General features: G+C 57.9%; 26 protein-coding genes. 14 read left to right on the forward strand and 12 right to left on the reverse strand.

The features are described from left to right. Nucleotides 1–54 precede the first annotated feature (54 nt). The 6 genes from hemA (at nt 55) to EF096_RS07845 (ending at nt 5,442) form a co-directional block, all read left to right on the forward strand. Nucleotides 55–1,410, forward strand: a complete 1,356-nt coding sequence (gene hemA / locus EF096_RS07820; protein WP_123889070.1) for a glutamyl-tRNA reductase — start codon at nt 55–57, stop codon at nt 1,408–1,410. Continuing rightward, entirely contained in the window at nt 1,407–2,492 is a 1,086-nt protein-coding gene (gene prfA / locus EF096_RS07825; protein WP_123889071.1) for a peptide chain release factor 1, read from the forward strand. The genes hemA and prfA overlap by 4 nt, the downstream gene beginning before the upstream one ends. After that, a complete protein-coding gene (gene prmC, locus EF096_RS07830; RefSeq protein ID WP_123889072.1) occupies nt 2,489–3,322 on the forward strand; it encodes a peptide chain release factor N(5)-glutamine methyltransferase in 834 nt (277 codons plus the stop codon). Before prfA ends, prmC begins: the two co-directional genes overlap by 4 nt. Further along, complete coding sequence (locus EF096_RS07835; protein WP_177412308.1) at nt 3,315–4,070, forward strand: molybdopterin-synthase adenylyltransferase MoeB; 756 nt, start codon at nt 3,315–3,317, stop codon at nt 4,068–4,070. Before prmC ends, EF096_RS07835 begins: the two co-directional genes overlap by 8 nt. Then, nucleotides 4,067–4,852: a glutamate racemase gene (gene murI, locus EF096_RS07840; protein ID WP_123889073.1), complete on the forward strand. Its 786-nt coding sequence runs from the start codon at nt 4,067–4,069 to the stop codon at nt 4,850–4,852. The genes EF096_RS07835 and murI overlap by 4 nt, the downstream gene beginning before the upstream one ends. 62 nt (nt 4,853–4,914) lie before the next feature. Further along, nucleotides 4,915–5,442: an acyloxyacyl hydrolase gene (locus tag EF096_RS07845; protein ID WP_123889074.1), complete on the forward strand. Its 528-nt coding sequence runs from the start codon at nt 4,915–4,917 to the stop codon at nt 5,440–5,442. Between the two features lie 21 nt (nt 5,443–5,463). On the opposite strand, the gene EF096_RS07850 is transcribed toward EF096_RS07845, so the two are convergent. The 11 genes from EF096_RS07850 to EF096_RS07900 all read right to left on the reverse strand — a co-directional run bounded on the left by EF096_RS07850 (nt 5,464) and on the right by EF096_RS07900 (nt 15,215). Next, nucleotides 5,464–5,994: a DUF2878 domain-containing protein gene (locus tag EF096_RS07850; RefSeq protein ID WP_123889075.1), complete on the reverse strand. Its 531-nt coding sequence runs from the start codon at nt 5,992–5,994 to the stop codon at nt 5,464–5,466. A 1-nt stretch (nt 5,995) separates the two neighbouring features. Continuing rightward, a complete protein-coding gene (locus tag EF096_RS07855; RefSeq protein ID WP_123889076.1) occupies nt 5,996–7,330 on the reverse strand; it encodes an SAM-dependent methyltransferase in 1,335 nt (444 codons plus the stop codon). Next, nucleotides 7,311–8,129, reverse strand: coding sequence for a DUF1365 domain-containing protein (locus EF096_RS07860; protein ID WP_235869666.1), 819 nt, complete (start codon nt 8,127–8,129; stop codon nt 7,311–7,313). The genes EF096_RS07855 and EF096_RS07860 overlap by 20 nt, the downstream gene beginning before the upstream one ends. Next, nucleotides 8,129–9,376, reverse strand: coding sequence for an NAD(P)/FAD-dependent oxidoreductase (locus EF096_RS07865; RefSeq protein WP_123889077.1), 1,248 nt, complete (start codon nt 9,374–9,376; stop codon nt 8,129–8,131). Before EF096_RS07865 ends, EF096_RS07860 begins: the two co-directional genes overlap by 1 nt. After that, nucleotides 9,376–10,149 carry an SDR family NAD(P)-dependent oxidoreductase gene (locus EF096_RS07870; RefSeq protein ID WP_123889078.1) on the reverse strand — a complete coding sequence of 258 codons (774 nt, stop codon included), beginning with the start codon at nt 10,147–10,149 and terminating at the stop codon, nt 9,376–9,378. The genes EF096_RS07865 and EF096_RS07870 overlap by 1 nt, the downstream gene beginning before the upstream one ends. Further along, the gene (locus EF096_RS07875; protein WP_123889079.1) at nt 10,146–10,577 is read right to left on the reverse strand and encodes a nuclear transport factor 2 family protein; all 432 of its coding nucleotides are present in this window, start codon (nt 10,575–10,577) and stop codon (nt 10,146–10,148) included. Before EF096_RS07875 ends, EF096_RS07870 begins: the two co-directional genes overlap by 4 nt. After that, nucleotides 10,574–12,013 (reverse strand): deoxyribodipyrimidine photo-lyase, encoded by a 1,440-nt coding sequence (phrB, locus tag EF096_RS07880; protein WP_123889080.1) that lies wholly within the window; start codon nt 12,011–12,013, stop codon nt 10,574–10,576. The genes EF096_RS07875 and phrB overlap by 4 nt, the downstream gene beginning before the upstream one ends. Continuing rightward, complete coding sequence (locus EF096_RS07885) at nt 12,010–12,915, reverse strand: MerR family transcriptional regulator (RefSeq protein WP_123889081.1); 906 nt, start codon at nt 12,913–12,915, stop codon at nt 12,010–12,012. The genes phrB and EF096_RS07885 overlap by 4 nt, the downstream gene beginning before the upstream one ends. A 7-nt stretch (nt 12,916–12,922) precedes the next feature. After that, a complete protein-coding gene (locus EF096_RS07890; protein WP_123889082.1) occupies nt 12,923–13,885 on the reverse strand; it encodes a YbgA family protein in 963 nt (320 codons plus the stop codon). A gap of 116 nt (nt 13,886–14,001) precedes the next feature. Then, on the reverse strand, nt 14,002–14,232 hold the full coding sequence (locus EF096_RS07895; protein WP_235869667.1) for a TIGR02450 family Trp-rich protein: 231 nt from the start codon (nt 14,230–14,232) through the stop codon (nt 14,002–14,004). Then, nucleotides 14,229–15,215: an NAD(P)/FAD-dependent oxidoreductase gene (locus EF096_RS07900; RefSeq protein ID WP_123889083.1), complete on the reverse strand. Its 987-nt coding sequence runs from the start codon at nt 15,213–15,215 to the stop codon at nt 14,229–14,231. Before EF096_RS07900 ends, EF096_RS07895 begins: the two co-directional genes overlap by 4 nt. A gap of 185 nt (nt 15,216–15,400) precedes the next feature. On the opposite strand from EF096_RS07900, the gene EF096_RS07905 reads away from it, so the two are divergent. Together EF096_RS07905 and hemH are read left to right on the forward strand one after the other, a co-directional pair. Beyond that, the gene (locus EF096_RS07905) at nt 15,401–16,291 is read left to right on the forward strand and encodes a TIGR01777 family oxidoreductase (protein ID WP_123889084.1); all 891 of its coding nucleotides are present in this window, start codon (nt 15,401–15,403) and stop codon (nt 16,289–16,291) included. A gap of 31 nt (nt 16,292–16,322) precedes the next feature. Then, a complete protein-coding gene (gene hemH / locus EF096_RS07910) occupies nt 16,323–17,345 on the forward strand; it encodes a ferrochelatase (protein ID WP_123889085.1) in 1,023 nt (340 codons plus the stop codon). Between the two features lie 21 nt (nt 17,346–17,366). Here the strand turns inward: hemH and EF096_RS07915 are convergent, their stop codons facing one another. Further along, nucleotides 17,367–18,005, reverse strand: coding sequence for a LysE family translocator (locus tag EF096_RS07915; RefSeq protein ID WP_123889086.1), 639 nt, complete (start codon nt 18,003–18,005; stop codon nt 17,367–17,369). Nucleotides 18,006–18,071: 66 nt separating this feature from the next. Between EF096_RS07915 and EF096_RS07920 the strand changes: the two genes are divergently transcribed. From EF096_RS07920 to EF096_RS07945, 6 genes are all read left to right on the forward strand, one after another. After that, the gene (locus EF096_RS07920; RefSeq protein WP_123889087.1) at nt 18,072–19,034 is read left to right on the forward strand and encodes a 2-hydroxyacid dehydrogenase; all 963 of its coding nucleotides are present in this window, start codon (nt 18,072–18,074) and stop codon (nt 19,032–19,034) included. A 147-nt stretch (nt 19,035–19,181) separates the two neighbouring features. After that, nucleotides 19,182–19,676 (forward strand): type IV pilus modification protein PilV, encoded by a 495-nt coding sequence (gene pilV, locus EF096_RS07925; RefSeq protein ID WP_123889088.1) that lies wholly within the window; start codon nt 19,182–19,184, stop codon nt 19,674–19,676. Next, nucleotides 19,673–20,446, forward strand: a complete 774-nt coding sequence (locus tag EF096_RS07930; RefSeq protein ID WP_123889089.1) for a PilW family protein — start codon at nt 19,673–19,675, stop codon at nt 20,444–20,446. Before pilV ends, EF096_RS07930 begins: the two co-directional genes overlap by 4 nt. Nucleotides 20,447–20,461: 15 nt before the next feature. Beyond that, nucleotides 20,462–20,965, forward strand: coding sequence for a pilus assembly PilX family protein (locus tag EF096_RS07935; protein ID WP_123889090.1), 504 nt, complete (start codon nt 20,462–20,464; stop codon nt 20,963–20,965). Beyond that, nucleotides 20,946–23,867: a PilC/PilY family type IV pilus protein gene (locus tag EF096_RS20265; protein ID WP_158611246.1), complete on the forward strand. Its 2,922-nt coding sequence runs from the start codon at nt 20,946–20,948 to the stop codon at nt 23,865–23,867. Before EF096_RS07935 ends, EF096_RS20265 begins: the two co-directional genes overlap by 20 nt. Then, nucleotides 23,864–24,277, forward strand: a complete 414-nt coding sequence (locus EF096_RS07945; protein ID WP_123889197.1) for a type IV pilin protein — start codon at nt 23,864–23,866, stop codon at nt 24,275–24,277. Before EF096_RS20265 ends, EF096_RS07945 begins: the two co-directional genes overlap by 4 nt. The last annotated feature ends 3 nt before the right edge of the window (nt 24,278–24,280 follow it).

Genomic DNA, 24,280 nt, shown 5'->3' on the forward strand with positions numbered 1-24,280 from the left:
CATAGGACAATTAGTCGCTTTAGCAGTCGTTTCGTTCCGGCATCATGAGGCACCATGGGCTTTATTGCATTGGGCATCAATCACAAGACCGCAGGCGTGGAGGTACGCGAGCGCCTGTCGTTTGCACCTGAGCAGCTACCGGACGCGTTGTTGCGCCTGCGGGAAGAGACTGTCACTCAGGAAGTAGCCATTCTTTCTACCTGCAACCGCACCGAGCTTTATTGCGCTCAGGATCAGTTGGATGCAGACGGTCTGGTTAACTGGTTTGCTGCCTTTCACGGTATGACCGCTGACGAGGTGCGTCGTTGCAGCTATCTGCATCAGGATGCGGGGGCGGTTAATCACATGATGCGCGTTGCTGCCGGACTGGACTCCATGGTGCTGGGCGAGCCTCAGATTCTGGGGCAGATGAAGGACGCCTGGCAGGCGGCGCGCACCGCTGGCACGCTGGGGCCGCACCTTGATCGCTTGTTCCAGAGCACGTTCAATATGGCGAAGCAGGTGCGTACCGATACCCGTATTGGTGAAAACCCGGTCTCGGTCGCCTTTGCAGCGGTAAGCCTGTCCAAGCAGATTTTCTCTGATCTTGGTCGCAGCACAGCTTTGCTGATTGGTGCCGGTGAAACCATCGGTCTGGTTGCCCGTCACCTTTACGATCAGGGTGTAGGCAAGATTATCGTCGCCAACCGCACGCTCGAACGCGCTGCAGTACTGGCCGAGCCTCTGGGTGGGCAGTCAATCGTGCTTAACCAGATTCCAGACGTGCTGGCGCAGTGCGATGTGATCATCAGCTCCACCGCCAGCCCCTTACCCATTCTTGGTAAGGGCGCGGTAGAACGAGCGCTCAAGCAGCGCAAGCATAAGCCCATGTTTATGGTCGATATTGCGGTGCCGCGTGATATCGAGCCGGAGGTAGGCGATCTGGCTGACGTTTATCTTTACAGCGTGGATGACCTGCATCAGGTGATCGAGGAAAACCTGCGGTCGCGTCAGGGCGCAGCCAATGCGGCTGAGCGGCTGATTGAGGTAGGTACCGATGACTTTATGCAGCGGCTCCGCGCGTTGGCTGCGGTGGACATAGTGCGCGACTATCGCACCAAGGCCGAGCAACTGCGCGACCAGGAGCTGCTCAAGGCGCAACAGAAACTGCAGCGCGGCGTGGATCCTGCGCAAGTGCTGGCCGAAATGGCGCGCGGTCTGACCAACAAGCTATTGCATGATCCCAGCGTCAAGTTAAAGCAAATGAGCGCCCAGGGGCGGGTCGAGGCGTTGGCGTTGGCGCAAGAGCTGTTCGCCTTGGGCGGAACGGCCGCAGACGTTGGCAGCCAAAGCAACACATCTTCATCCGATGCCGCACCGAACGCAAGACCCTCGAGCGCTGCGCATACCATCTTACAAGGCAAACAATGAAAGCATCCCTGTTGAACCGTCTGGATACCCTGAGCGAGCGTTTTGAGGAATTGTCAGCGCTGCTCAGCGATGCCGAGGTGATCAGCGATCAGGATCGTTTTCGGGCCTATTCCAAGGAGTACGCCGAGCTTGAGGCCACGGTAAAATGTTATGAAACCTGGCGCAGCGTGAAAGGCGACCTGGAGGAAGCCCGCAGCTTGCTCAAGGACAGCGACCCTGATCTGCGTGAGATGGCTGAAGAGGACGCTGCGGCCAGCGAGGCGCAGTTGGTAGAGCTGGAAGAGGAGTTGAACCGCCTGTTGCTGCCCAAAGACCCGAACGATGGGCGCAATGTGTTTCTCGAGGTGCGCGCCGGCACCGGCGGTGATGAGGCGGCGATCTTTGCCGGTGATCTGTTTCGGATGTATAGCCGCTATGCCGAGCGTCAGGGCTGGCGTATCGAGATATTGTCGGAAAACCAGGGCGAACATGGTGGCTACAAAGAGATAATCGCGCGCGTAGAGGGTCAGAGCGTGTATGCCAAGCTGAAATTTGAATCAGGTGCTCACCGCGTGCAACGCGTGCCTGCGACTGAATCTCAAGGTCGCATTCATACCTCAGCCTGTACGGTCGCGATTCTGCCGGAGATGGACGCGCAGGCCGAGATTGAGATCAACGCCAATGACCTGCGCGTTGACACCTTCCGCGCCTCTGGTGCAGGTGGACAGCATATCAACAAGACCGACTCTGCAATTCGCCTGACCCACCTGCCGAGTGGCATGGTAGTCGAGTGTCAGGATGAGCGTTCGCAGCACAAGAACCGCGCGCGCGCCATGAGCCTGTTGCAGGCAAAGTTGGTGAATCAGCAACGCGAAGCGCAGGACAAGGAAATTTCCGATACACGGCGTTCACTGGTCGGCTCGGGCGATCGCTCCGAGCGTATTCGCACCTACAACTTTCCGCAGGGGCGGGTCACCGACCATCGTATCAACCTGACGTTGTACAGCCTGGATGAGGTTATTCAAGGTGGTCTGGATGCGGTGGTTGAGCCATTGTTGCGCGAGTATCAGGCTGACCAATTGGCGGCGCTGGAAAACGTATGAGCCTGACGGTTGCAGAGCTGCTGGCGCAAGCCAATCTGCCGGACTCCGAAAGCCCCGTTCTGGATGCCGAGCTGTTGTTATGTCATGTGCTGGGAAAGGGGCGCAGTTATCTGCGTACCTGGCCTGAAGCACAGCCGAGTGCTGAGCAGGTTGAGCGCTTTTTGGTGCTGCTGGCTCGTCGCCGCACCGGCGAACCTGTGGCTTATTTGCTAGGCGAGCGCGGCTTCTGGAGCCTGGATTTACAGGTGAGCCCCGCTACTTTGATACCCCGTGCCGATACTGAGCGTCTGGTTGAGCTTGGCCTGGAGTTGGGGCCGAGAGGCGTTGCGCAGGTGCTTGATCTGGGTACCGGCACCGGTGCGATTGCGCTGGCGCTGGCGGCGGAGCGGGGCGACTGGCAACTGACCGGCAGTGATCGAGTGCCTGACGCGGTAGCCTTGGCGCAAAGCAATGCCGAGCGGCTGCGGTTGAGCAATACTCGTTTTTTGTTAAGTAACTGGTTTTCAGCGCTGCAAGGGCAGTGTTTTGATCTGATTCTTTCCAATCCGCCCTATATTGCCGCAGACGATCCGCATCTTGCCCAGGGCGATGTGCGTTTTGAGCCGCGCAGTGCACTGGTTAGCGGTGCCGATGGGCTGGACGACATTCGATTGTTGGTTGCTGCGGCACCGGATCATCTCAAGCAGGGCGGCTGGTTTTTGCTTGAGCATGGTTGGCAACAGTCTGCAGCCGTTCAGGCACTGTTGGTTGAGCGCGGGTTTGTTGACGTTGATAGCTGGACTGATCTGGCCGGCCATCCCCGGGTTACTGGAGGGTGCTGGCGTGGATGATCAGACGTTACTGCGCTACAGCCGACAAATTCTGTTGCCGCAAATTGACATCGATGGCCAGCAACGGTTGCTTGAGAGCCGGGTTCTGATTGTCGGGCTGGGCGGTCTTGGTGCGCCGGTTGCACTTTATCTGGCCGCTGCGGGCGTTGGCACCCTGGTGCTGGCAGACCATGATCAGGTCGATCTGACCAACCTGCAGCGCCAGATTATTCATCATAGCGACAGCGTCGATCAGCTCAAGGTCGACTCTGCGCAAGAACGAGTACAGCAGCTCAACCCGCAGGTGGTGTGTCGTAAAATTCCCTCTGCCTTGGCAGGAGAGGCGTTGCATGAAGCCATTGCTCAGGTTGATCTGGTACTGGACTGTTCTGATAACTTTCCCACCCGGCAAGCGGTAAACGCGGCCTGTGTCGCATTAGCTAAGCCGCTGGTCTCGGGTGCGGCAATTCGGTTGGAAGGCCAGCTCAGTGTGTTTGATCCACGTGACCCGCTCAGCCCCTGCTACCAGTGCCTGTATGGCGAAGGTGATGATACTGCGTTGAGTTGCAGTGAGGCCGGTGTGCTCGGACCACTAGTGGGTCTGGTTGGCAGTTTGCAGGCACTCGAAGCGCTCAAGCTACTGGTAGGTTTCGGTAAGCCTCTGGTGGGGCGCCTGCTATTGATTGATGCGCTGGATACACGCTTTCGCGAGATGCGCGTACGGCGCGATCCGGCCTGCAGTTGCTGTTCCGGTAGGCCGCTGCCGTGAGTGCGCCCGTCGGTGTGTTCGACTCTGGCGTAGGCGGGTTGTCCGTGTTGCAGGAGATTCAGCAGCTACTGCCGTCCGAGTCACTGCTCTATGTCGCTGATAGTGCTTATGTGCCTTATGGCGAAAAGCCGCCAGAGCAGATTCGTGAGCGCAGCCGCCTGATTGCCCGGTTTTTGTTTGAGCAGGGCGCCAAAGCGCTGGTGCTAGCGTGTAATACCGCGACGGCGGCCGCGATCAACGAACTGCGTGGCGAGTTTGATATGCCCATTATCGGTATGGAGCCGGCAGTTAAGCCCGCTGCTCTGGCGACGCGCAACGGTGTAGTGGGTGTGCTGGCCACAACCGGTACGCTGCAGAGTGCAAAATTCGCTGCGCTACTTGATCGCTTTGCCGGCTCGGTGCGAGTGCTTACCCAGCCATGTCCGGGTCTGGTCGAGTGCGTTGAGCGTGGTGAGTTGAATGGCCCTGAGGTAGAAGCCTTACTGCAACGCTACACCGCGCCGCTGCTGGCTGCCGGATGTGACACCCTGATTCTCGGCTGCACCCATTACCCCTTTCTTCGACCTGCGCTGCAACGCATCTTGCCAGCACAGATACAAGTGGTGGACACCGGCGCAGCCGTTGCTCGGCAGTTACAGGTAAGGCTGGCTGAAAGCGGCCTGCTGGCTGAGCCCGGACAGGCCATAACGCGATTCTGGAGTAGTGGCGACCCGCAATTGATGGGTTCGATATTACCGACTTTACTGAAAGTGGACGGCGCGGTAGACATTCTGCCTGTTTGAGAACTTTTTGCCGAAACACAGTCTATTTACTGTGTTTTTAACGAGAAGCTAAGGATTAAAGGATGAGAAAACAGAGCTTGCTGCTGGGCAGTATGCTGTCAGTCATGGCGTTTAGTTCCTCTGCTTGGGCGCTGGATGGTTTGACTTTCGAGGTAGGTCAGACCAATGAGTCCACGCAGACCTATCGCGTGGGGGCGCAGTTTGATTTTACCAACCCCCTTTGGCGTAGTGACGGCGGCGCCGTCGCCTTGGGTGGCTACTGGGATGCCGGTTTGACTCACTGGAGTGGCCTGGGCAGCGATAGCATCTCTTTGACGCCTATGTTTCGCCTGGACTTTGGTCCGGATAATGGTGGTGTGACACCTTTTCTTGAGGCGGGTATAGGGGCCTCGGTGTTTTCTGAGCCAGACCTGGATGATGAGCGTGATCTGGGATCCAATTTCCAGTTTGAAGACCGCCTTGGCGCCGGTGTGCGGTTTGCCTCTGGTTCGGAATTAGGCTTGCGTTATTACCACTACTCGAACGCCGGTCTCGATGAGAGTAATCCAGGCATCAATAAGACGGCGCTCTATTATCGCTTCGACATCTAGCCGCCAGTTCGACGAGACTTTCTAGTCTCGTCGTGACATTTGCAGCAGCCGAAACTGCTCACGATAGAGATGAGCGAAACCGTGCAGCAGAGGGAATATGAGTGCCCATATCGGCGCAAGTATCAGGGCTGTATGCTGGGTTCCCAGGGGTAGCATCACCGAATCGTTCAGCGCGCTGCCAGTGAAGTAGGACAAAGGTCCTGATATGGCGCCCAGGATGCTTGCCAGCCAGATAGGTTTGGCGGTCCAGGCCAGGCAGTGATTGAGCGTGGTTGCCAATAGCGCCCAGAGCAATACGAGCCAAATGGGCACCAGCGTATCCGTGCTGGCGAAGTCAAATACCCCGAGTTGCAACAGAAAAGAGTCTATCGCCGCTCCTACCAGGGCGACGCTGACCACCAGCTTACCCTCCGCCGCCCATGAACTGATCCAGATGAAGTGAATCAGGAGCGCAGCCGTCGGTATCAGCAACCACCAACTGGTCCCCCCCATGACACAAGCGAACCAGGCTGCTTGAAATAGCAGGGCGTTGGCAATCAGCCGGATTGGCATTTCATTCCCCCATGGCGTAAAGGTCCAGCTTGGGTCTGGCGTCTGGCTTGCTCAACAATACTTGAGCAGTGCCAATCGAGCGCTCGATAAAACCTCCCTCGCAGTAGCAAAGGTAGAACTCCCAGAGCCGAAAAAAGGCGTCATCATACCCGAGATGCTGAAGCTCGCCACGTGCAGCAATCAGGTTGTGGTGCCAGTGGCGCAGGGTTCTGGCGTAGTGGCTGCCGATGTCTTCCAAGTGCAGCATAGCCAGGTCGGTATGTTTGCGCGTCAGCTCACCGATCAGACTGATGGAAGGGAGAGAGCCGCCCGGGAAGATATACCGCTGGATGAAATCGACGCTGCGTCGCGCCTGATCATAGCGTTGGTCACGGATGGTGATTGCCTGCAGCAGCATCAGTCCGTGTGGCTTGAGACGCGCGGCGCAGGTTTCAAAATAGTTGCGAAAGTATTCATGGCCAACCGCTTCGATCATTTCGATGGAGACGAGTTTGTCGTATTGCCCCTCCAGCTCGCGATAGTCCTTGAGCAGCAGGGTAATACGGTCCTCCAGACCCAGTTCGCGGATACGTTGGGCGGTAAAGGCGTATTGCTCGTCAGACAGGGTAGTCGTGGTGACGCGGCAGCCATAATGGGTGGCAGCGTAGATCGCCATGCTGCCCCAGCCGGTGCCAATCTCCAGCAGGTGGTCATCGGCGGTCAGCTCCAGCTTGTTGCAGATGCGCTTGAGTTTATTCCACTGCGCTTGCTCCAGGTCATCTTCGCTTGGCGGGAAGATGGCGGCGGAGTACATCATGCTGGGATCGAGGAAGTTCTCAAACAGTGAATTGCCCAGGTCGTAATGGGCCTGAATGTTGCGCCGCGATCCATCCAGCGTATTGCGATTTAGCCAGTGCAGCCACTTTAGCGCTGGAGCGCCAAGGCGAGCGATACCCGTTTCCATGGCATCGAGCACGTCCAGGTTGCGCACGAACAGGCGGGTGACTGCGGTCAGGTCTGGCGTCGACCAGAAGCCATGGATATAAGCTTCGCCGGAGCCCACGCTGCCGTTGCTGGCAATGGTGGAGTAGGCGGCAGCGTCGTGCACATGGATTTCGGCGTGCAGTCCATCGCTGTCAGCCTGGCCAAAATGCAGCGTTTGCCCGTTCTCGTGGACGCTGAGAGTGCCTCGATTCAGTGCCCTGAGCTGTCGCAAAACAGCTTGTCGACTGAGCCGGGTCAACCAGCTTTCCTTGTTGCTGCCAGCCAGGCTGCGGAGCGGTGCCGGCTGATTACTGCTAGTGCGTGAGCTCTTGGATGGAGACACGGGAGTTTGCTCAGGAGGTGTGTGTGTCATCGGACTGCTCCTTGGCTGTCGCGGCGGAGGAGGACTGCAGGGTGGTTTTAGTTTTTTGGTGGTCGAATATCGGCGTGCGTTTGAGCAGCAAACGTCCGGCCTCCCAGTAAATTGCGGCCAGCGTTTTCAACACCATAAACGGGAACGAGAGAGCCTCACGGCGCAGTAGCTTGCGGCTGAGCGGCTGGCGTTGCAGCGTCAGAGTGGCGTCAAATAGCCTGAGTGCTCCGTCCCAGTCTTCCATATGCACTCGCAGGTGTTCTGCGGGCTGGCTGAAGCGCATCCGGTAATCGAGGTCTTGTGGCAGAAACGGAGAAACGTGAAAAGCCTTTCGGGTTTCAACCTGTTGCTCTGTGCTATCCGGGTCTGCCTTGATGACATAGCAAAAGCGCTCATGCCACGGGGTGTTGGTTACTTCGGCGATGATTGCCTGCAGCAGACCCGCACGGTCGTAGCAGTAGAAAAACGAGACCGGGTTGAAGACGAAGCCAAAGCTGCGTACTTGAGTAAGTAGCTGTATCGAGCCATCAGCAATTACCCCCAGCTGGTCGGTTACCACACGCTGGGCACAGGCTTTCAGGGATTCGTCTGCAAGACGCTCGTTGCTCAGGTAGTCGCTTTCTCGAAAACGCATTGGTGAGAACCAGCGACCGGACCAGAGTTTACTCAGACTGAACACCTCACGCTGCTCATCCAGATCCAGCAGCAGCAGGCTGGTACGGTACTTGAACGCATGCTGGCGCGGAGCGTGCCTGCGGTGGCGGACAAGTCCGCTGTACAGTGCGCTGGCCAAGGCCATTAGATTGACTCACCAAAGGCTTCGGTAACACGCAGGGCACTGACCACGCCATCTTCATGAAAACCGTTTGCCCAGTAGGCTCCGCAGAAGAAACTGTGGTTTTTACCCAACAGTTCTTGCCAGCGCCCCTGGGCTTGGGCCGCGGCCAGGCTGAATTGCGGGTGGGCGTAGGTGAAGCGCCGCAGAATCTTGTCCGGGTTGATTTGCTCGGTCTGATTCAGGCTGACGCAGAAGGTTTCATCCGCCTCCAGACCCTGCAAAATGTTCATGTTGTAGGTGAGGGCAGCCGGTTTTTCCTGCGTATCGCCAAGCCGGTAGTTCCAGCTGGCCCAGGCCAGTTTCCGGCGCGGTAACACGCTGGCATCGGTATGCAGTACCACATCATTATCGGCATAACCGATGGCGCCCAGAATCTCTTGCTCCGCCGCCGTTGCGTCGGCCATTAGGGCCAGGGCCTGATCGCTGTGACAAGCAAATACCACCTTGTCGAAACGCTCTTCGCCCGCAGCGGTAAAAATGGCCACATCCCGCTCGTTGCGCTCCACCCGTTGTACTGGCGTAGATAGGCGAATACGGTCTTTGAAAGGCTCGATGAGCGGCGCCACATAGCTGCGCGAGCCACCACAGATCACGCGCCATTGAGGCCTGTCCTTGATAGCCAGCAGGCCATGATTGCGGAAAAAACGGACAAAAAATTCCAGCGGAAAGTTGAGCATATCCTTTAGCGGCATTGACCAGATCGCTGCGCCCATGGGCACGATGTAGTGCTCGGTAAAGCGTTTGCCGTAGCGCCGCTCGCGCAGGTAGTCACCCAGCGTCGGGTTTTGCCCCAGGGTGCCGTCGCGTAAGTCTTGCTGCGCCTCCTGATTGAAACGCAGGATATCGCGCAGCATCATCAGAAAACCCGGTGAAATCAGATTGCGTTTGCGCGCAAACAGGGTTCTCAGTGTATTGCCGTTGTACTCAACACCACTCTTGGGGTCACTGACCGAAAAGCTCATTTCGGTAGGCTGTGATTCCACCCCGAGTTGTTGCATCAACTTGATGAAGTTGGGATAAGTCCAGTCATTGAACACGATAAAGCCGGTATCGATGGCGTAATCGCGACCACCAACATTCACGTCCACGGTGTGGGTGTGGCCGCCGACCCAGTCGGAGGCTTCAAATACGGTCACCTCGTGACGGCGTGAGAGCAGGCGGGCGCAGACCAGCCCCGATATTCCTGATCCTATGATTGCAACGCGCATTAGTTACTGCCCTCTTCGCTGGCCGGTCGCGCCAGCCGGCGGGTTAAAAGTACCCGTAACGCCGCCGGCAAGCTGCCGATCAGGCGTAGGATGGAAATGAAAACGGTGGGGAAGCGTATTTCGCGCTGTCCGCGCTCAATGCCCCGCAGTATGGTGCGCGCAGCTTTCTCGCTGCTCACCTGCATGGGCATGGGAAAGTCGTTGGCAGCGGTCAGTGGTGTATCGACAAAGCCCGGGCTGACCAGGCTGACCTTGATATCCCACTGAGCCAGGTCCAGTTCCAGTGATTGAAACAGATAGCGCACTGCGGCCTTGGACGCGCCATAGGCCTCAGCGCGCGGCAGCGGAACGTAAGTGACACTGCTACCTACGCCAACCAGATGGGGTTTTGTGCCGGCACGCAGCAATGGCAGTGCCGCTTCAATGCAGTGCACCGTACCTTGTACGTTGGTTTGCATGACGCGGGCGAACAACGCCGAATCAAACGTCGGCAGGTCCATATACTCGCAGGTACCGGCGTTGAGAATCACCAGGTCCAGCGCCCCCCACGCAGAGTTGATTCGTTCGGCTGCGGTCTGTACGGCGTTGAGATCAGTCAAGTCGGCGGTAATAACCAGGATTTGCCCCGGATAGCGCTCGGCCAGCTCAAGCAGTGGTTTTGCACTGCGGGCTGTCAGTGCCAGTTTGTGGCCTTGTGCCGCCAGCTGTTCTGCCATGTTCAGCCCCATCCCGCTGGACGCGCCAGTCAACCAGACTCGCTTCTGTATGCTCATGCCAATCTCCTTTTGAGCCAGGCAATTACTCGGCCCAGCACGGGTAGGTGTTCGTAGAGCAGGGCGCCGGCGTCGTAGTAGTCGATATGGCGATACACTTTGCCGTCGCGAAACTGAATCAGAGTGCAGCCAGGGACGCAGATCGTCTTGCCGCCGGCTAACCTTGGGTGGCTGTAGCGCATGTTCCAGCGCAGCATTGCCTGGCCCTCATCAATACCGCTGCATTGCAGAAACTCGAACTGCAAGTCGCTGACATTGCTGTAGAGGTTTTCGCAGTAGCTGCGCAGCGCTTCCAGCCCATTTACATCGTGTAAGGGGTCGGTGAAATGAATCTGCGGATGATAAAGCTCGGCCAAGCGCGCAAGGTTATGCTTGTCTAACGCAGCGAAGCCCTCAGCAAACTCGTTGGCGAATTGGCTGGCGTTCATGGCGATTCTCCCAGGTTGCGAAAGGCATCGATGGCGCGTTGGCGACTGCTTTTCAGGTCGACGATGGGCGCGGGATAATCGAGTTGATTGAACATGTCTGCTGCCGGAGGGCTGTGAATCTGTTTAGCCGATAGTCCAGCGAGCGCAGGCAACCAGGTGCGAATAAAGCGGCCATCAGGATCGCACTTGAGTGACTGGCTGTGCGGGTTGAATACGCGGAAATAAGGTGCCGAATCGGTGCCGGTAGAAGCACTCCATTGCCAACCGCCGTTGTTGGCAGCCAGGTCACCGTCAATCAGGTGCTGCATAAACCAGCGCTCACCCTCGCGCCAGTCAATCAGCAGGTTTTTGCTCAAAAACATGGCGCTGATCATGCGCAGACGATTATGCATCCAGCCTGTTTGCAGCAGCTGCTGCATTGCAGCATCGACGATGGGAATACCGGTTTTACCCTGTTGCCAGGCGCGCAGACCTTCTGGGTCATTACGCCACTCCACCGCTTCGGTATCGGGTCGAAAGGCCCGGTGCATTGAAACTCTTGGGTAGCAGACCAGAATATGTTTGTAGAACTCGCGCCATAACAGCTCGTTTATCCAGCTGACGGCGCCTGGGTTGCCGCTATCAAATTCGCCCTGGTTCAGTTGTAGCGCAGCGTGCAGGCACTGGCGCGGCGAGAGCACGCCGGCAGCCAGATAAGCTGACAGTCGGCTGGTACCGTCGAGGTCAGGACGATCACGAGACTCTTCGTAATCTTCCAGCAGTTGTTCGCAGAAATACGACATGCGTCGTTGCGCCGCCTGTTCTCCGGCGGGCCAGAGCTGCTGCTGATCTTCGCTTGCCGGGGTATAGCCGCTGAAGTGATCAGCCAGCTCACTGCTTTCGATGCCTGTGTCCTCTTGCTTGGCTGGCGCTGGATAGCAGGTCGGCAAGTGTCTGTGCAGTGACTCGTAGGCTTTGCGTCTGAACTGACTGTAGACCTTGAACATGGTGTCAGACTGGGTTCTGAGGCTCCCGGGCACGAACAGCAGCTGGTCGGTAAAGCGCTCGCACTGCAAGCCAGCTTCTTGCCAGGTGTCTTGTGTTGCGTCGTCGCGAGCTTGTTCGTGCACGCCATATTCATCGTTGAAGAAGAGCGCATCTGCACCCAGCTTCTGCGCGCAGTCGAGCAGTTTTTTCGGGCATTGTGACCAGCTATCTGCGTGCAGAAGCAGCAGTGGAATATTCAACTTTTGCAGGTCTTTTCTCAGCGCAGCAAGGTTTCTACGCCAGAAGTCGACTTTGATCGGGGCATCGTCGTGTTCTTGCCAGGTGCTGGGTGTGGCGATAAAAACGGCGACTGCCGCGCCGCGCTCCGCGGCTTGATACAGAGCCTGGTTGTCGTTGACGCGCAGGTCTGCGCGCAGCCAACACAGAGATAGCGTCGCCGGTTTTGTCATGACAAGGCCTCCGGCGCTGCCAGTTGCTGATGCAGGAGTTCAAAGCTTTTAGCGGGGCTGTTGCTCAGAAGTTTAATACCGCTGGCGCTCAGCTCATTCGCGTGCATCTGGATGATGGGACCTACAGCGAAGCGCTGGCAGTCCGTTTGCGCATTGAGCCTCGGCAGCTCGCGTTCCAGCTGTGTTGACTCCATGCGCTGGCTGCTGATTAGCACCATCGCTTGCAGCGGACAGCGCTCGTGCAGCAGCGTCAGCTCGCTGGCGGGCACCTGACCTTCCAGCATCACCAGTTGATAGCCAGCGCTGCTGAGTAGCATGCAGAGTAAGCTTTGGCGCGGTTCTGGGCTGGTATCCGAGAGATTGGCGAGGACTAGTCGCGCGCCCTGGTTATGCTCCTGCTCCTGCGTCAAACGGGAAGTAAGTTGGTTATGCAGCCAGGATTGCAGGAACTGCTTTTCCAGTTGGTTGCCGTAGTGGTTTGCCGGACGCTGCTCCAGTTCATCGAGCACGGGCTCAAGTAACTGTGCACAGACCAGTTGTGCGGGATATAGCGCCATGAGCTCGCGGTATTGGCTTGCCAACTGGCGACCGTCAAAGCGCGAAAGGCTTAGCAGAAAGATGTCTATCTGGTGCTGCCACAGCGATAGTTCAGGCGTGCTCGGCTCTGGTTGCTCACGTAGCAGGGTCGCTACCTGGCTGATAGCCACGCCACGCTCCAGCCAGGTAAGGATTTGCTGTATTTGCTGTAGCTGGTCAGCGGAGTAGAGCCGGTGCCCCTTGGCGGTACGGTGCGGCTTTACCAGCCCGTAGCGTCTTTCCCAGGCGCGCAGGGTGACCGGGTTTACGCCCGTTTCCCGAGCGGCATCACGAATGGGCAGCATGGCAGGTTTATGGTTGGTCATGGTTGGCCTAGATGGCGTTGCGCAGGCTGAGTTCAGCCGGGTGCGGTTGCAGATAGGCCTGCTCTCCCAGATAAGGGTCTGGATGGTTGAGCAGATGATGTTTGAGCAGGGTGATAGGAACCACCAGTGGAACGGTTCCACGACGATAGTCATGGATCAGCTGGCTCAGCTCCTGTTTTTCCTGGGGTTTGAGCACTCTTTTGAAATGCCCAGCCAAATGTTGCAGGGCATTGCTATGGCCGCTGCGCTTTGCCGGTGTCTTCAAACATTGCATTAGCAGCGTGAAGTAACGTTCGGCCGTGGTGTACAGATCTGTTTGACGCAAGTCGGCGAGCAGGGGGCCAAGTTGCCGATAGAGATTTTGCTGATGAGCCATGGCCAGGTACTTGTGGCGGGCATGAAATGACAGCAGCCGCGTAGATGTCAGTCCATCGCGTTGCAGCGCCCGCCATTGCGAGTAGACGATGACTCGGGTAACGAAATTCTCGCAGAGTACCGGGTCGTGCAGACGTCCTTCCTCTTCTACCGGCAGTAGAGGATTGCGCGCCATTAACCGTGCGGCGAAAGCGCCGCTGCCGGTGCCATCAGCCGGGTGACCGTTGTCACGGTATACCTTCACCCGCTCCATGCCGCAGCTGGGTGACTTCTGCATCAGGATAAAACCACAAAGCTCAGGATGTGCCTGGCTGACCTGCTCGGCGTAGTGTTGCAACGGCACCGTCAGATCCATGTTTGGATTTTTGCTGCCTAGTACCCGCGGCGAGGCGGCCTCGCCAACGAGTCGAATGGCGGGGCGGGGCGTCGCCATGCCAATGGCCACCTCCGGGCAGAAAGGCTTCAACGCGAACAGACGTCCCAGCTTTTGGGTGCACAGCGGCGAATGTTTGTGGCTGGCGTTGAAGCGCACAGCGTCGCCCATCAGGCATTGGCTAATGCCTACGGGAATGGGCTGCTCGATAGTTGCCTGCATGTGGCACCTCTTGCTGTGATAATTGCCGTGCTTGTACGTCAATGTTTTTCGTGTACAAGAATAAGTGTACATAAGATCCATACTTGTACAAGTGATTTACAGGAATTATCTTCAGCCTACTTCCACCCCTGCTGCCAGGTATCGGCATCGTGTAAATCCTGCCAGTCAAGCTGCTGGCAGCGACCCGTCAGCACGGCTTCCAGCTCAATACTCAGCAGTGTGCTCTCGTCCTCGCTCCAGTGACAGGCGGTGACCATGAAGTGTTTTTCACGATGTTGCGGCTGCCGCGCTGTCCACTTTGAGCGCATCAGCTTGCGTGGGTTGAAGCGGTTTTGGCCGGCCATCATTGCACGCTCAGTACGGCATTCGCGGCTTGCTGACCGCTTACCCAGGCTGCCTCCAGTCGCCCCCCCAGGCACCAGTCGCCACAGACATAAATGCCTTGTTCAGGTGCGGCCAACGCGCCCCATTCGCAATCTGCAGCGGGGCGGGCATACAACCAGCGGTGGGCCTGCTGAAAGACAGGTGTGGGAATATGTATGCCCAGTACCTCACCCATGGCAGCAACGAGCGCATCTACGATCTGCGCGGGGTCATCGTCCAGATGGGCCTCAGCCCAGGCGGGGGTTGACTGCAAAACCCAGTTTTCACTGTTGGCTCGACCAGGCTTGCTGGCCTCGCGTGCAATCCAGTCGAGTGGGCCGCTGCGAACGAACACGGCGTCTGCGCTGCTATCCAGTTTCTGCGGCAGTGTGATCGCCACTGCCCAGCCCGGCTCCATGCTGCTGTTGCTCGCTGGTGCTACCAGGTTGGCAACGCCCGCAAGCAAGGGCGCTGCTTGTGCCGGTGGAACGGCAACTATTACCTGATCGTAGGGACCGTGCAGCGTTTGTTGGCTATCCACGAGGTGCCATTGCTGCGCCTGCCGCTCAAGGCGTTCTATGCGGGTGCCGCTGACCAGCTCGGAGCTTGCCAGCAGCCCACGGCTAAGTGCGGTCATGCGCGGTGTACCGACAAATCGTTGCTGGCTGTCGTCAGAGGGGATCAAGCCTTTCTCGTCGTAGCGAAATAGGCGCGGTTGCCAGGTACTGATCAGGCCGGCGTCTGCCCAGCTTGCCGCTGCAGCGGCGAAGCCTGGGTCGCGCGCTGTGAAGTATTGGGTACCCATGTCAAAGGTGCCAAAATCGGTGCGCTTGCTGCTCATGCGCCCACCACTGCCGCGGCTTTTATCAAACAGGGTGACTTGAACTCCTGCTTCACGCAGCTTGCTGGCGGCGCTTAAGCCCGACATGCCGGCGCCAATAATCGCTACTCTTGGAGTGTGGCTCATGGTGTTCCTCAATAAATGTTAATCAGTGTTATAGGTTAAAATTATACATAAAAATAGTTTTGTATAAGATATTCTCTTTGCCTGTATCATATTTCAGCAATGAACTGCGAACTGGTTTGTTTGCGGCGTATTGATAGCCGCAGGCAGAGGTGTTTAATTGGAATATTTATCGACAGGGGATAGTGATGAATATACTGCTCACCGGCGGTACCGGTCTGATAGGTCGAGCCTTGTGCCGACGTCTGCTGACTGAAGGGCACCAGCTCACTGTGTGGAGCCGACGCCCCGCTGAAGTGCCTTCGCTCTGTGGCGCGCAGGTTAAGGGTGTGGCAGAGCTGGAGCAGCTAGACGGCCAGGCATTCGATGCGGTGGTCAACCTCGCGGGTGCTCCCATCGCTGATAAGCCGTGGACAGCCAAACGCAAGGCCGAACTATGGGAAAGTCGAGTGTCGTTGACCGAGCAACTTGTACAGTGGATAGGGCGCCAATCGGAAAAGCCTGCCGTGCTGGTCAGCGGCTCGGCAGTTGGCTGGTATGGCGATGGGGGGAGTGCTGAAATTACCGAGCAAAGCCCGCCCAGATCGGAGTACACCCATACGCTGTGCGATGCCTGGGAGGCCGCCGCAAAGCGTGCCAACTCCTATGGCGTGCGCTTGTGTATCATGCGTACCGGTCTGGTATTGGCTACCAAAGACGGTTTTTTGGATCGCCTCAAGCTACCGTTCAAGTTGGGTTTGGGCGGTCCTATCGGCGGCGGCGAGCATTACATGCCTTGGGTTCATCTGGATGACGTTGTCAGCCTGATCGTATGGATGCTGCAAACACCTGATTGTCGTGGCCCTTACAACGCTACTGCGCCGCATCCGGCAACCAACCGGGAGTTTGTGCGCGCGCTGGGCAAGGCGCTGCACCGACCGGCTTTCATTCCTCTGCCGGGCTTTGTGCTCAAGCTGGCACTGGGAGAAATGTCCCGTCTGCTGCTGACCGGACAGCGGGCGCTGCCTGCCAAGGCAGAGGCTGAGGGCTTTAGTTTCAAGTACCCGCACCTGGACAAGGCGCTGGCGGCGGTTACTTAACCAAAAATGAATTGTAATAGCGGAGTATTCGATGTCTGAGCGTGGGATTTTGCTGGTTAATCTGGGGTCACCCAAGAGCACTCAAGTGAGTGATGTACGCCGCTATCTAAATCAGTTTTTGATGGACCCTTATGTAATCGATATTCCCTGGCCGCTGCGTCGGTTGTTGGTGGGCTTGATCCTGTTGACCCGGCCCAAGGCGTCTGCCCATGCCTATGCCTCTATCTGGTGGGAAGAGGGTTCGCCATTGGTGGTGATCAGCCGTCGGGTGCAGCAGGCGCTGCAGGCACGCCTTGATATGCCGGTTGAGTTGGCAATGCGCTATGGCGAACCGTCCATTGAGCAGGGGCTGCTTAAGCTGGCCGCCACGCCGGGGGTGAAAGAGGTGCTGTTCATGCCGCAGTACCCGCAATTTGCGGATAGCACCATCACCACGTCTATTGTCGAGGCCAAGCGTGTGATCGCGGCGCATGGGTTGCAGATCAAGTTGAATGTGCTGCCCCCTTTCTACGACCGCCCGGAATATTTGGATGCCCTGGCTCAGCGCACTCAGCCGCATTTGCAGCAAGGCTTCGATTTTCTGCTGTTGAGCTATCATGGCTTGCCCGAGCGGCATCTGCGAAAAGCGGACCCAACGGGTAGCCATTGTCTGGCGACGCCGGACTGCTGCTCTCGTCCGTCGCCAGCGCATGCGAGCTGCTATCGCGCGCAGTGCACCTCTGTGAGCCGAGCGCTCGCTGAACGCTTGGGCTTGCGTGATGATCAGTGGTCGCAGTCCTTCCAATCGCGCCTTGGACGCGACAAGTGGATTGAGCCTTATACCGAAGCGCGTATCGATGAGTTGGCGGCGCAGGGCGTGAAGCGCCTGTTGGTGGCTTGTCCGGCGTTTGTTACCGACTGCATCGAAACCCTGGAGGAGATTGGTGATCGAGCGCGCGAACAATTCATTGCCGCAGGTGGCGAGGAGTTGGTGCTGGTGCCTTGCCTGAATGATGATGCGCAGTGGCTCGATGTGTTGCAAGGCTGGAGCGAGAACACACCCGCTATGGCATAAGCGGGCGTGTAGGGGCGCGGCTTAGCCGCGCTTTAGCCACTGCGATAGTGCTAAATGCAGGCCCAATCCAATCAGAACAGTGCCCATCAAACGGTCGAACCAGTGTCCCATGCGATTGAAGCCGCGTCGCACTGAATCCCGGCTAAACAGCAGCGCCACCAGACAGAACCAGGCCCCCGTCGCGACGGCCAGGTAGAGGCCGTATCCAGCCTGAATCACCAGTGGCGTGTCGTGACTGATCACGACGGTAAACAGTGAAAGAAAAAACAGGGTTGCCTTGGGATTCAGGCCGTTGGTGATGAAGCCCTGTGCAATAGCCTGTCGCGCACTCATGCTCTTGAGTGGCGAGGCGATGTTGGTTTGCGCGCTGCTCTGCGGCTTGGCCCGTAACGCACGAATGCCGATGTATAGCAAATAAGCAGCGGCGAGCAATTTCATCAGATTGAACAGCCAGACTGACTGCGACACAATCAAGCCTATTCCCAGCAGCGAGTAGGTGACGTGAACGACGATGCCGCTGCCCAAGCCTAGCGCGGTAAATAGGCCGGCGCGCCGGCCACCGCTGACGCTATTGCGGATAACCACCGCAAAGTCGGGTCCTGGACTGATCACTGCCAGAAGGTGCACCAGGGCAACCAGCATAAATTCATTCCAATACATATCAGGGCTCCTTTTCGAGGCGGGTATTTTAACCACCCTCTGCCCGGACAGACAGGTACAGCGAGTATGCAAAATGCCTTCTCCATCGTTTTTTTAGATCAATCCACTCTGGATCAGGGTGACCTGGATATGCGGCCACTTACCGAGCTTGGCGCGCGCTACCAGAGCTATGCGATCACCGACCTTGAGCAGCGTATCGAGCGCATGCAGGATTGTGAGGTTGTGGTCACCAATAAGGTGCTGATAGATGCGCAGGTGATGGATGCCTGTCCGCAGCTAAAGTTGATTCTGCTGAGTGCAACGGGCACCAACAATGTTGATCTTGCCGCTGCTCGGGAACGTGGTATTGCCGTATCCAATTGCCAGGGTTATGGCACGCCTGCGGTGGCACAGCACACGCTGATGTTCATGTTGGTACTGATTACCCGGTTTGAATCCTATCGCCAGGCCGTGCGCGATGGTGCGTGGCAGCGTAGCAGTCAGTTTTGCTTGCTGGACTATCCAATTGGCGAATTGAGTGGTCGCACCTTGGGCATCCTGGGTTACGGTGAACTGGGGCAAGCGGTTGGTCGCCTGGCCGAGGCATTTGGTATGCGCCTGGTGGTGGGCGCACTACCCGGACGTGAAAAAGAGGGTAGGCCGGGGCTGGATCAACTGCTTGAGCAGGTCGATGTATTAAGCCTGCACTGCCCGCTGACCGAGCAAACACGCGACCTGATCAGCGCGCCTGAGTTAGCGCGCATGCGCCCTGGCAGTCTGCTGATCAATGCGGGTAGAGGCGGCCTGGTGAATGAGCAGGCGCTGGCGGATAGCCTGCGTGCAGGCCATCTGGGCGGCGCGGCTTGCGATGTGCTTACCAGCGAGCCGCCGCGTGACGGCAATCCCTTGTTGGCGGCAGATATACCTAATTTGCTGATCACTCCCCATAGTGCCTGGGGCAGTCGTGAAGCGCGGCAGCGCATTGTGGGTCAGTTGGCAGAGAATCTCCGGGCTTTCGCGCAAGGCGATGAGCTGCGCCGGGTTAATTGAGCGCGGATTACGCTAATTGTCGGGTAATACTCATTAGCGGCTCTGCACTCACCCAAATGGGTGGTGAGTAGTCAGGCATTTGGGCACTAGGGTGGTTTCCAGTAAAGGATAACCCTTGCCGTGGTTCAGCTGTCCCGGCTAATTCCCATGGATACGGGAACGCTGAATATGCCTGCTGCTTATCCCCAGTCCGCCCACTCAGGCGGCTTCTCTCTGCTGGAAGTGCTGATAGCAGTGCTGGTGCTTGCACTCGGTATTCTCGGTGCCGCGTCGCTGCAGCTCAACGCGCTGCGTTATCACTCCGGCGCGCTGTACGCGACCCAGGCCAACGTGCTGGCTCAGGACATGCTCGAGCGTATGCGGGCCAACCCGGGGCAGCTCTCCGATTACAACCTGACGGTTGCATCGCCTTGTCTGGAGGGCCAATCCCTTCAGTTGGCACCGATCGCTGGCAGCATTATCGAGCAGGACAAAATCGACTTTTCCCGCGCTGTAGCCTGTGAGCTGCCAGACGGCCGTGCCTGGCTGACGGTCAAGAATGGAGTAGCGCTGGTGCGTCTGAGTTGGTCTGAGGGCCGCCAGTTTGCAGATGCCCAGGATGCCGAGCTTGAGTTGTCTGCGCTGATTGGTGTGTCGCCATGACGACGGTTGATATTCGACTGAGTCGAGGCTTCAGTCTGGTCGAGTTGCTGATTGCCATGGCATTAGGGTTGATGCTGACCCTGGGAGTGCTGGACGTTTTTCTCGCAACCAAAGAGAGCTTTGTTTTGCAGCAGCGCTCCGCTGCGATGCAGGAAAATGCGCGTTTTCTATTAAGTCGTATGGCACAGGATATTCGTCAGGCGGGCCAGCTAGGTTGTCTTGATCTGCGCCGTTTACCGGCCGCTCAGCGCGCGGCCGTGCCGCCACAGGTGTCTGTGCCAGTAGCCTATCAGGGCGGCGTACTGCGCCTGGTCAGCGCGCAACCACTGTCGGCTGCTACTGCCACGGGGCAGCAAGTTTCTGCCGATAGCTTCGGCGCTCGGTGGCTGCTGGTCAGCAATTGTCTGAATCGGGCGCAGGTGCTAGAGGCGGATACACCGGTTACCGTTGGCCCTGACGACATGCTGATCCCTCTGCGCCTGCTGGAATACCGGCAACAGGGGCAGCGAATCCAGGTACGCAGCAATGGGCGCGGCAATTTTGAGACCTTGATTGAAGGCGTAGCCAGTTTTGAACTGAGCTTTGGTATGGCGGCGCAGGCGCCTGATGTGGGTGTCTACGCCAGTTCTGTGGCTGCCGCTGACGCCGAACGTATCCGCAGTGTCCGTTTGGCAATGGTGCTTAGCGAACGTCCTGGCGAAGCTAATCAGAGGGGGCTGCAAGCCCAGCGTTATGTGCAGGTAACGGCAATACGTAACAGGATCGAGTGAACAGGGAGGACTTGAATGCTGTGCTATTGGAAGCAGCGTCAGCGTGGCGCGGTGCTACTGGTCAGTTTGGTTTTTTTGCTGCTGATGTCACTGGCGGCGCTAGCGGGAGTTGGTTCGGCTGCCAGTCAGGAAAGGATGGTGGCCAATTTGCAGCAGCGTAACTTGAGCTTTCAAGCCGCCGAGGCCGGTATACGCTGGGTTGAACAGCAGATTCGTATTAGTGCCCTACCGCTGCCGACCCGGCGTTGTGAGCTGGCGTCGTGTGCGTCGGCCATTGTGCCAGCTGAGATAAAAGTCGGCTCAATGGCTGGTTGGCAACCCTTGCACATCAGTGAGGGCAGTAAGCTGCGCAGTGGTGATGTACAGCTTTGGTACCGCCTTGAGCGTATCGGCAAAAGCACCATTCCGGTTCGTGTCGCTGTCAGCTCGCCCAGCATGCTGTATCGCCTTTCGGTGTTGAGTTTAAGCGGCACCAGCCGCACTGTGCTGGAGGCCACCTATGCGCATACGCGTCTTTAATCGCGGTTGGTTGCGGCTACTCATGACAGGGCTGGGGAGTTTTATAGTCGCTGGCGCGCACGCTTTCACGCCCATCAGCGGGCCTATTGCTGCAGTGCCTCAGGTACCGGCGAATGTGGTGCTGGTGCTGGATAACTCGACCAGTATGGTCTTGAACAAGATCGGCAATGAAACCCGATTGGATCTGGCGCGACGCACCGCGCGGCAGGTTATGTCCGAGTATCGGCACCTGCGTTTTGGTCTGTTTTCTTTTCGCGCTACCGAAGGCAGTGGCGACAGTACGCGTGATGCGCCCGGTGGCGAGCTACTGGTCCCTGTTGACAGCATTGACGCGGACTCTTTGGCAGGGCGGCAGCATTGGCAGCGGCTAAATGCTGCAATGGACAAGTTGGAGCCGCACACGGGCGATAATCGCGACGCCTGGACCTGGGCGCCGCTGGCAGAAACCCACTACGAGGTAACCCGTTATCTGCGCGGTATGCGTGCGTTCTATCCGCAGTCGCGCGGCGAATTGGAGCGCGAGCAGTTTGAGAGCCCGATTGAGTATCGTTGCCAGCGCACCGCCGGGCTCATCCTCAGCAGTGGCCTGTCTACCTATGATCGAGAATTTCCGCGGGATCTGGCGCAGGACCCTGACGGCAGACGTCCAGAGCAGAGTGCTGGCTTTCACTTGCCAGACTGGGATCAGGATCCGCTAGGCGACCTCGATGGGAGTAGTCCGATGGCGGAGGGCAGTAGCTTCTATCTGGATGATATCGCCGCCTTTGCCCATGATATCGACCTCCGCCAGAACGGGCGCGGCGCCTCTACGGATGCTGCAGGCAAGAGCTGGGATGATCCCGCCTTTATGCGCCAGTCCATGCAAACCTACATTGTGGGATTCAACAAAGAAGACCAGCGCCTTGACGCCGCCGCAAGGGCCGGGGGAGGCCGCTATTTCTCGCTCGACGATGCACAAGAGCTGCCATCAGCCATGGCAAGTGCCCTGCTTGAGGTCAGCTCATCATCCGGTTCGGGCGCGGGTGCTGTCGTAGCGGGCAGCGTTTTGCAGGCGGGCAGCAGTCGCTATTACCACACCCGATACGATCCTGCAGACTGGAGCGGCAGTCTGCAGGCATCCGTTTTGGACCAGCAAGGCTTGCCGTCGCGCTTATTATGGAGCACCGATCGGACGCTGCCTCCGGGTCAGACTGTGGGTGTTTTGCAAAGCTGGCGCTGGGGCGAAGGGTCTCAGTCCGGGTCGCCTGTATCGCTGGATACTAGTGCTTTCCAGCGGTTTAACCTTGATCAACAAAACCAGCTGCACGCCGCTGCCAGCGCGCTGGGCCTAGAGGGTGTGGATGCTGGGCAGCGGCTGCTCGATTGGGCTCGTGGTGAACGTGTTGACGGCTTGCGCTCCCGCCGTCATCAGTTGGGCGACATAATCAACTCCGCGCCAGTGCTGTTATCGCAGGTACCGTCTATCGGCGTGGCAAGTGATCAATACCGGCAACACCTGGCGAAACGACAGACCATGCAGGAGCTTATTATGGTCGGCGCCAATGATGGCTTCTTGCGTATCTTTGATGCTGGCGGTCGTCAGGCTTACGCTTATCTGCCCGCCACTTTGCATCCACGCATAGGCGATTGGGCGCGAGCGGACTATGGTCGGAGTCAGCCTCACCTCAGTGGTGTAGATGGACGCATTAGCCTGGCGGATATTGAGCTATCGGGTGGTTGGGCAACCCTGGCGGCCAGTGGCCTGGGTGCGGGTGGTAAAGGCCTGTTTGCCCTCGAGGTCTTGGCCCCGGGGCGCACCGTTGCTCAACCTCGGGTACTTTGGGAGGTGAATGCCAATCAGCCTGGTTGGGATAGCCTTGGGTATGTATACGCCGAACCGCAGCTGGTTAATGCGGGCGGGAGAGCGTTGCTGCTGACGGGAAACGGTTACGGTAGCGAGCGCGCACTGGCAGAGCTGCTGGTCATTGATGCGACCAGTGGGCAGCTGCTGCGCAGCATTGCAGTCAGTGATCGAGCAGGTGTGGCCAGGGAAAACGGCCTGGCCGGTTTGACCCTGCAACGCGATGAGCAGGGGCGACTCACTGCCGCTTTTGCCGGTGACCAACACGGTCAGTTGTGGAAGTTTGATCTGAGTGATGCTGATTACCGGCATTGGTCGGTTGCGCATGGGGGATCGCCACTTTTTTCCGCGGCCGATGATCAGCCCATCAGTGTTGCACCTTTACTGCACTCGAGTGCTGCGGCGTTAGGCGATTTGCTGCTGTTTGGAACGGGCCAGTTTTTGCAGTCGCAGGATCTCATTGATATCCAGCCCCAGTCTTTCTATGCGGTATTGGACGCGGCCTCACCGCCAAGCGGTGGGCTGACGCCCGGGCATTTGCAGCAACAACGTATATTGACTGAGCAGCCAGCAGGCGTGTCGGACGCCACTGTTCGTCTGTCTTCTGCCGCGTCGGTGGACTGGTCGCACCAGTATGGTTGGTATCTAAGCTTGCCTGGGCGTGGTGAAAAGGTCACCCGTACGGCGCGTATTAAAGATTCGCGCGTATTGTTCAGTAGCGGCTTTGTCCTGGGCGATGGCAGCGACCCCTGCGTTAGCCAGGCGGGAGGTTGGCTGATGTCATTGGCGCTGGATACGGGCGCGATGCTGTCGGTTGCGATCATGGACTCTGATGGCGACGGGCATGTCGATGGTCAGGACCAACCGATAGCGGGTGTCAGTCTGGATATAGGGCTGCCGGGGGAGTTGAGCCCATTGGATTTACCCGTCCGTGCAGGCAGTAAGGCGCAAACCGATTGCAACCCAGAGCTCTACCTGGTGCAGGGTTCGGATAACACTGCCGCAGTTCAGGGGCAGTCGCACTGTCTGTTTCAGCGGATTTTGTGGCGGCAGTTGCTATGACGCCGCTCTCACCGAGCGTTTCTCGGGGTTTTACCCTGATCGAGTTGCTGGTAGCTCTGGTGATCGTTGGCATTTTATCGGCTATCGCTTACCCGTCCTATGTAGAGCATGTACGCAAAGTACATCGAGCTGAAGTGACCGGATTGCTGTTACAGAATGCGCACCGAATGGAGCGACACTTTGCTCGCCAGGGTAACTACGCTGAGGGGACAGTTGAGGGCTTGGCCAAGCAGAGCCCGGTTAACGGTAAGCCGGTGTATCGCTTGAGTCTGACGCTTGAAAAGCAGCGTTACGAACTGCGAGCCACTGCAGTGGCTGGGGGGGCTATGGCGGATGATGTCTGTGCTAACTATCGCATTAATCAGATGGGGCAACGCACGCCAGCAGACCCGCGCTGCTGGCGCCGTTGACAG

Source organism: Pseudomonas neustonica (assembly GCF_003797945.1).
Lineage (GTDB): Bacteria > Pseudomonadota > Gammaproteobacteria > Pseudomonadales > Pseudomonadaceae > Halopseudomonas > Halopseudomonas neustonica.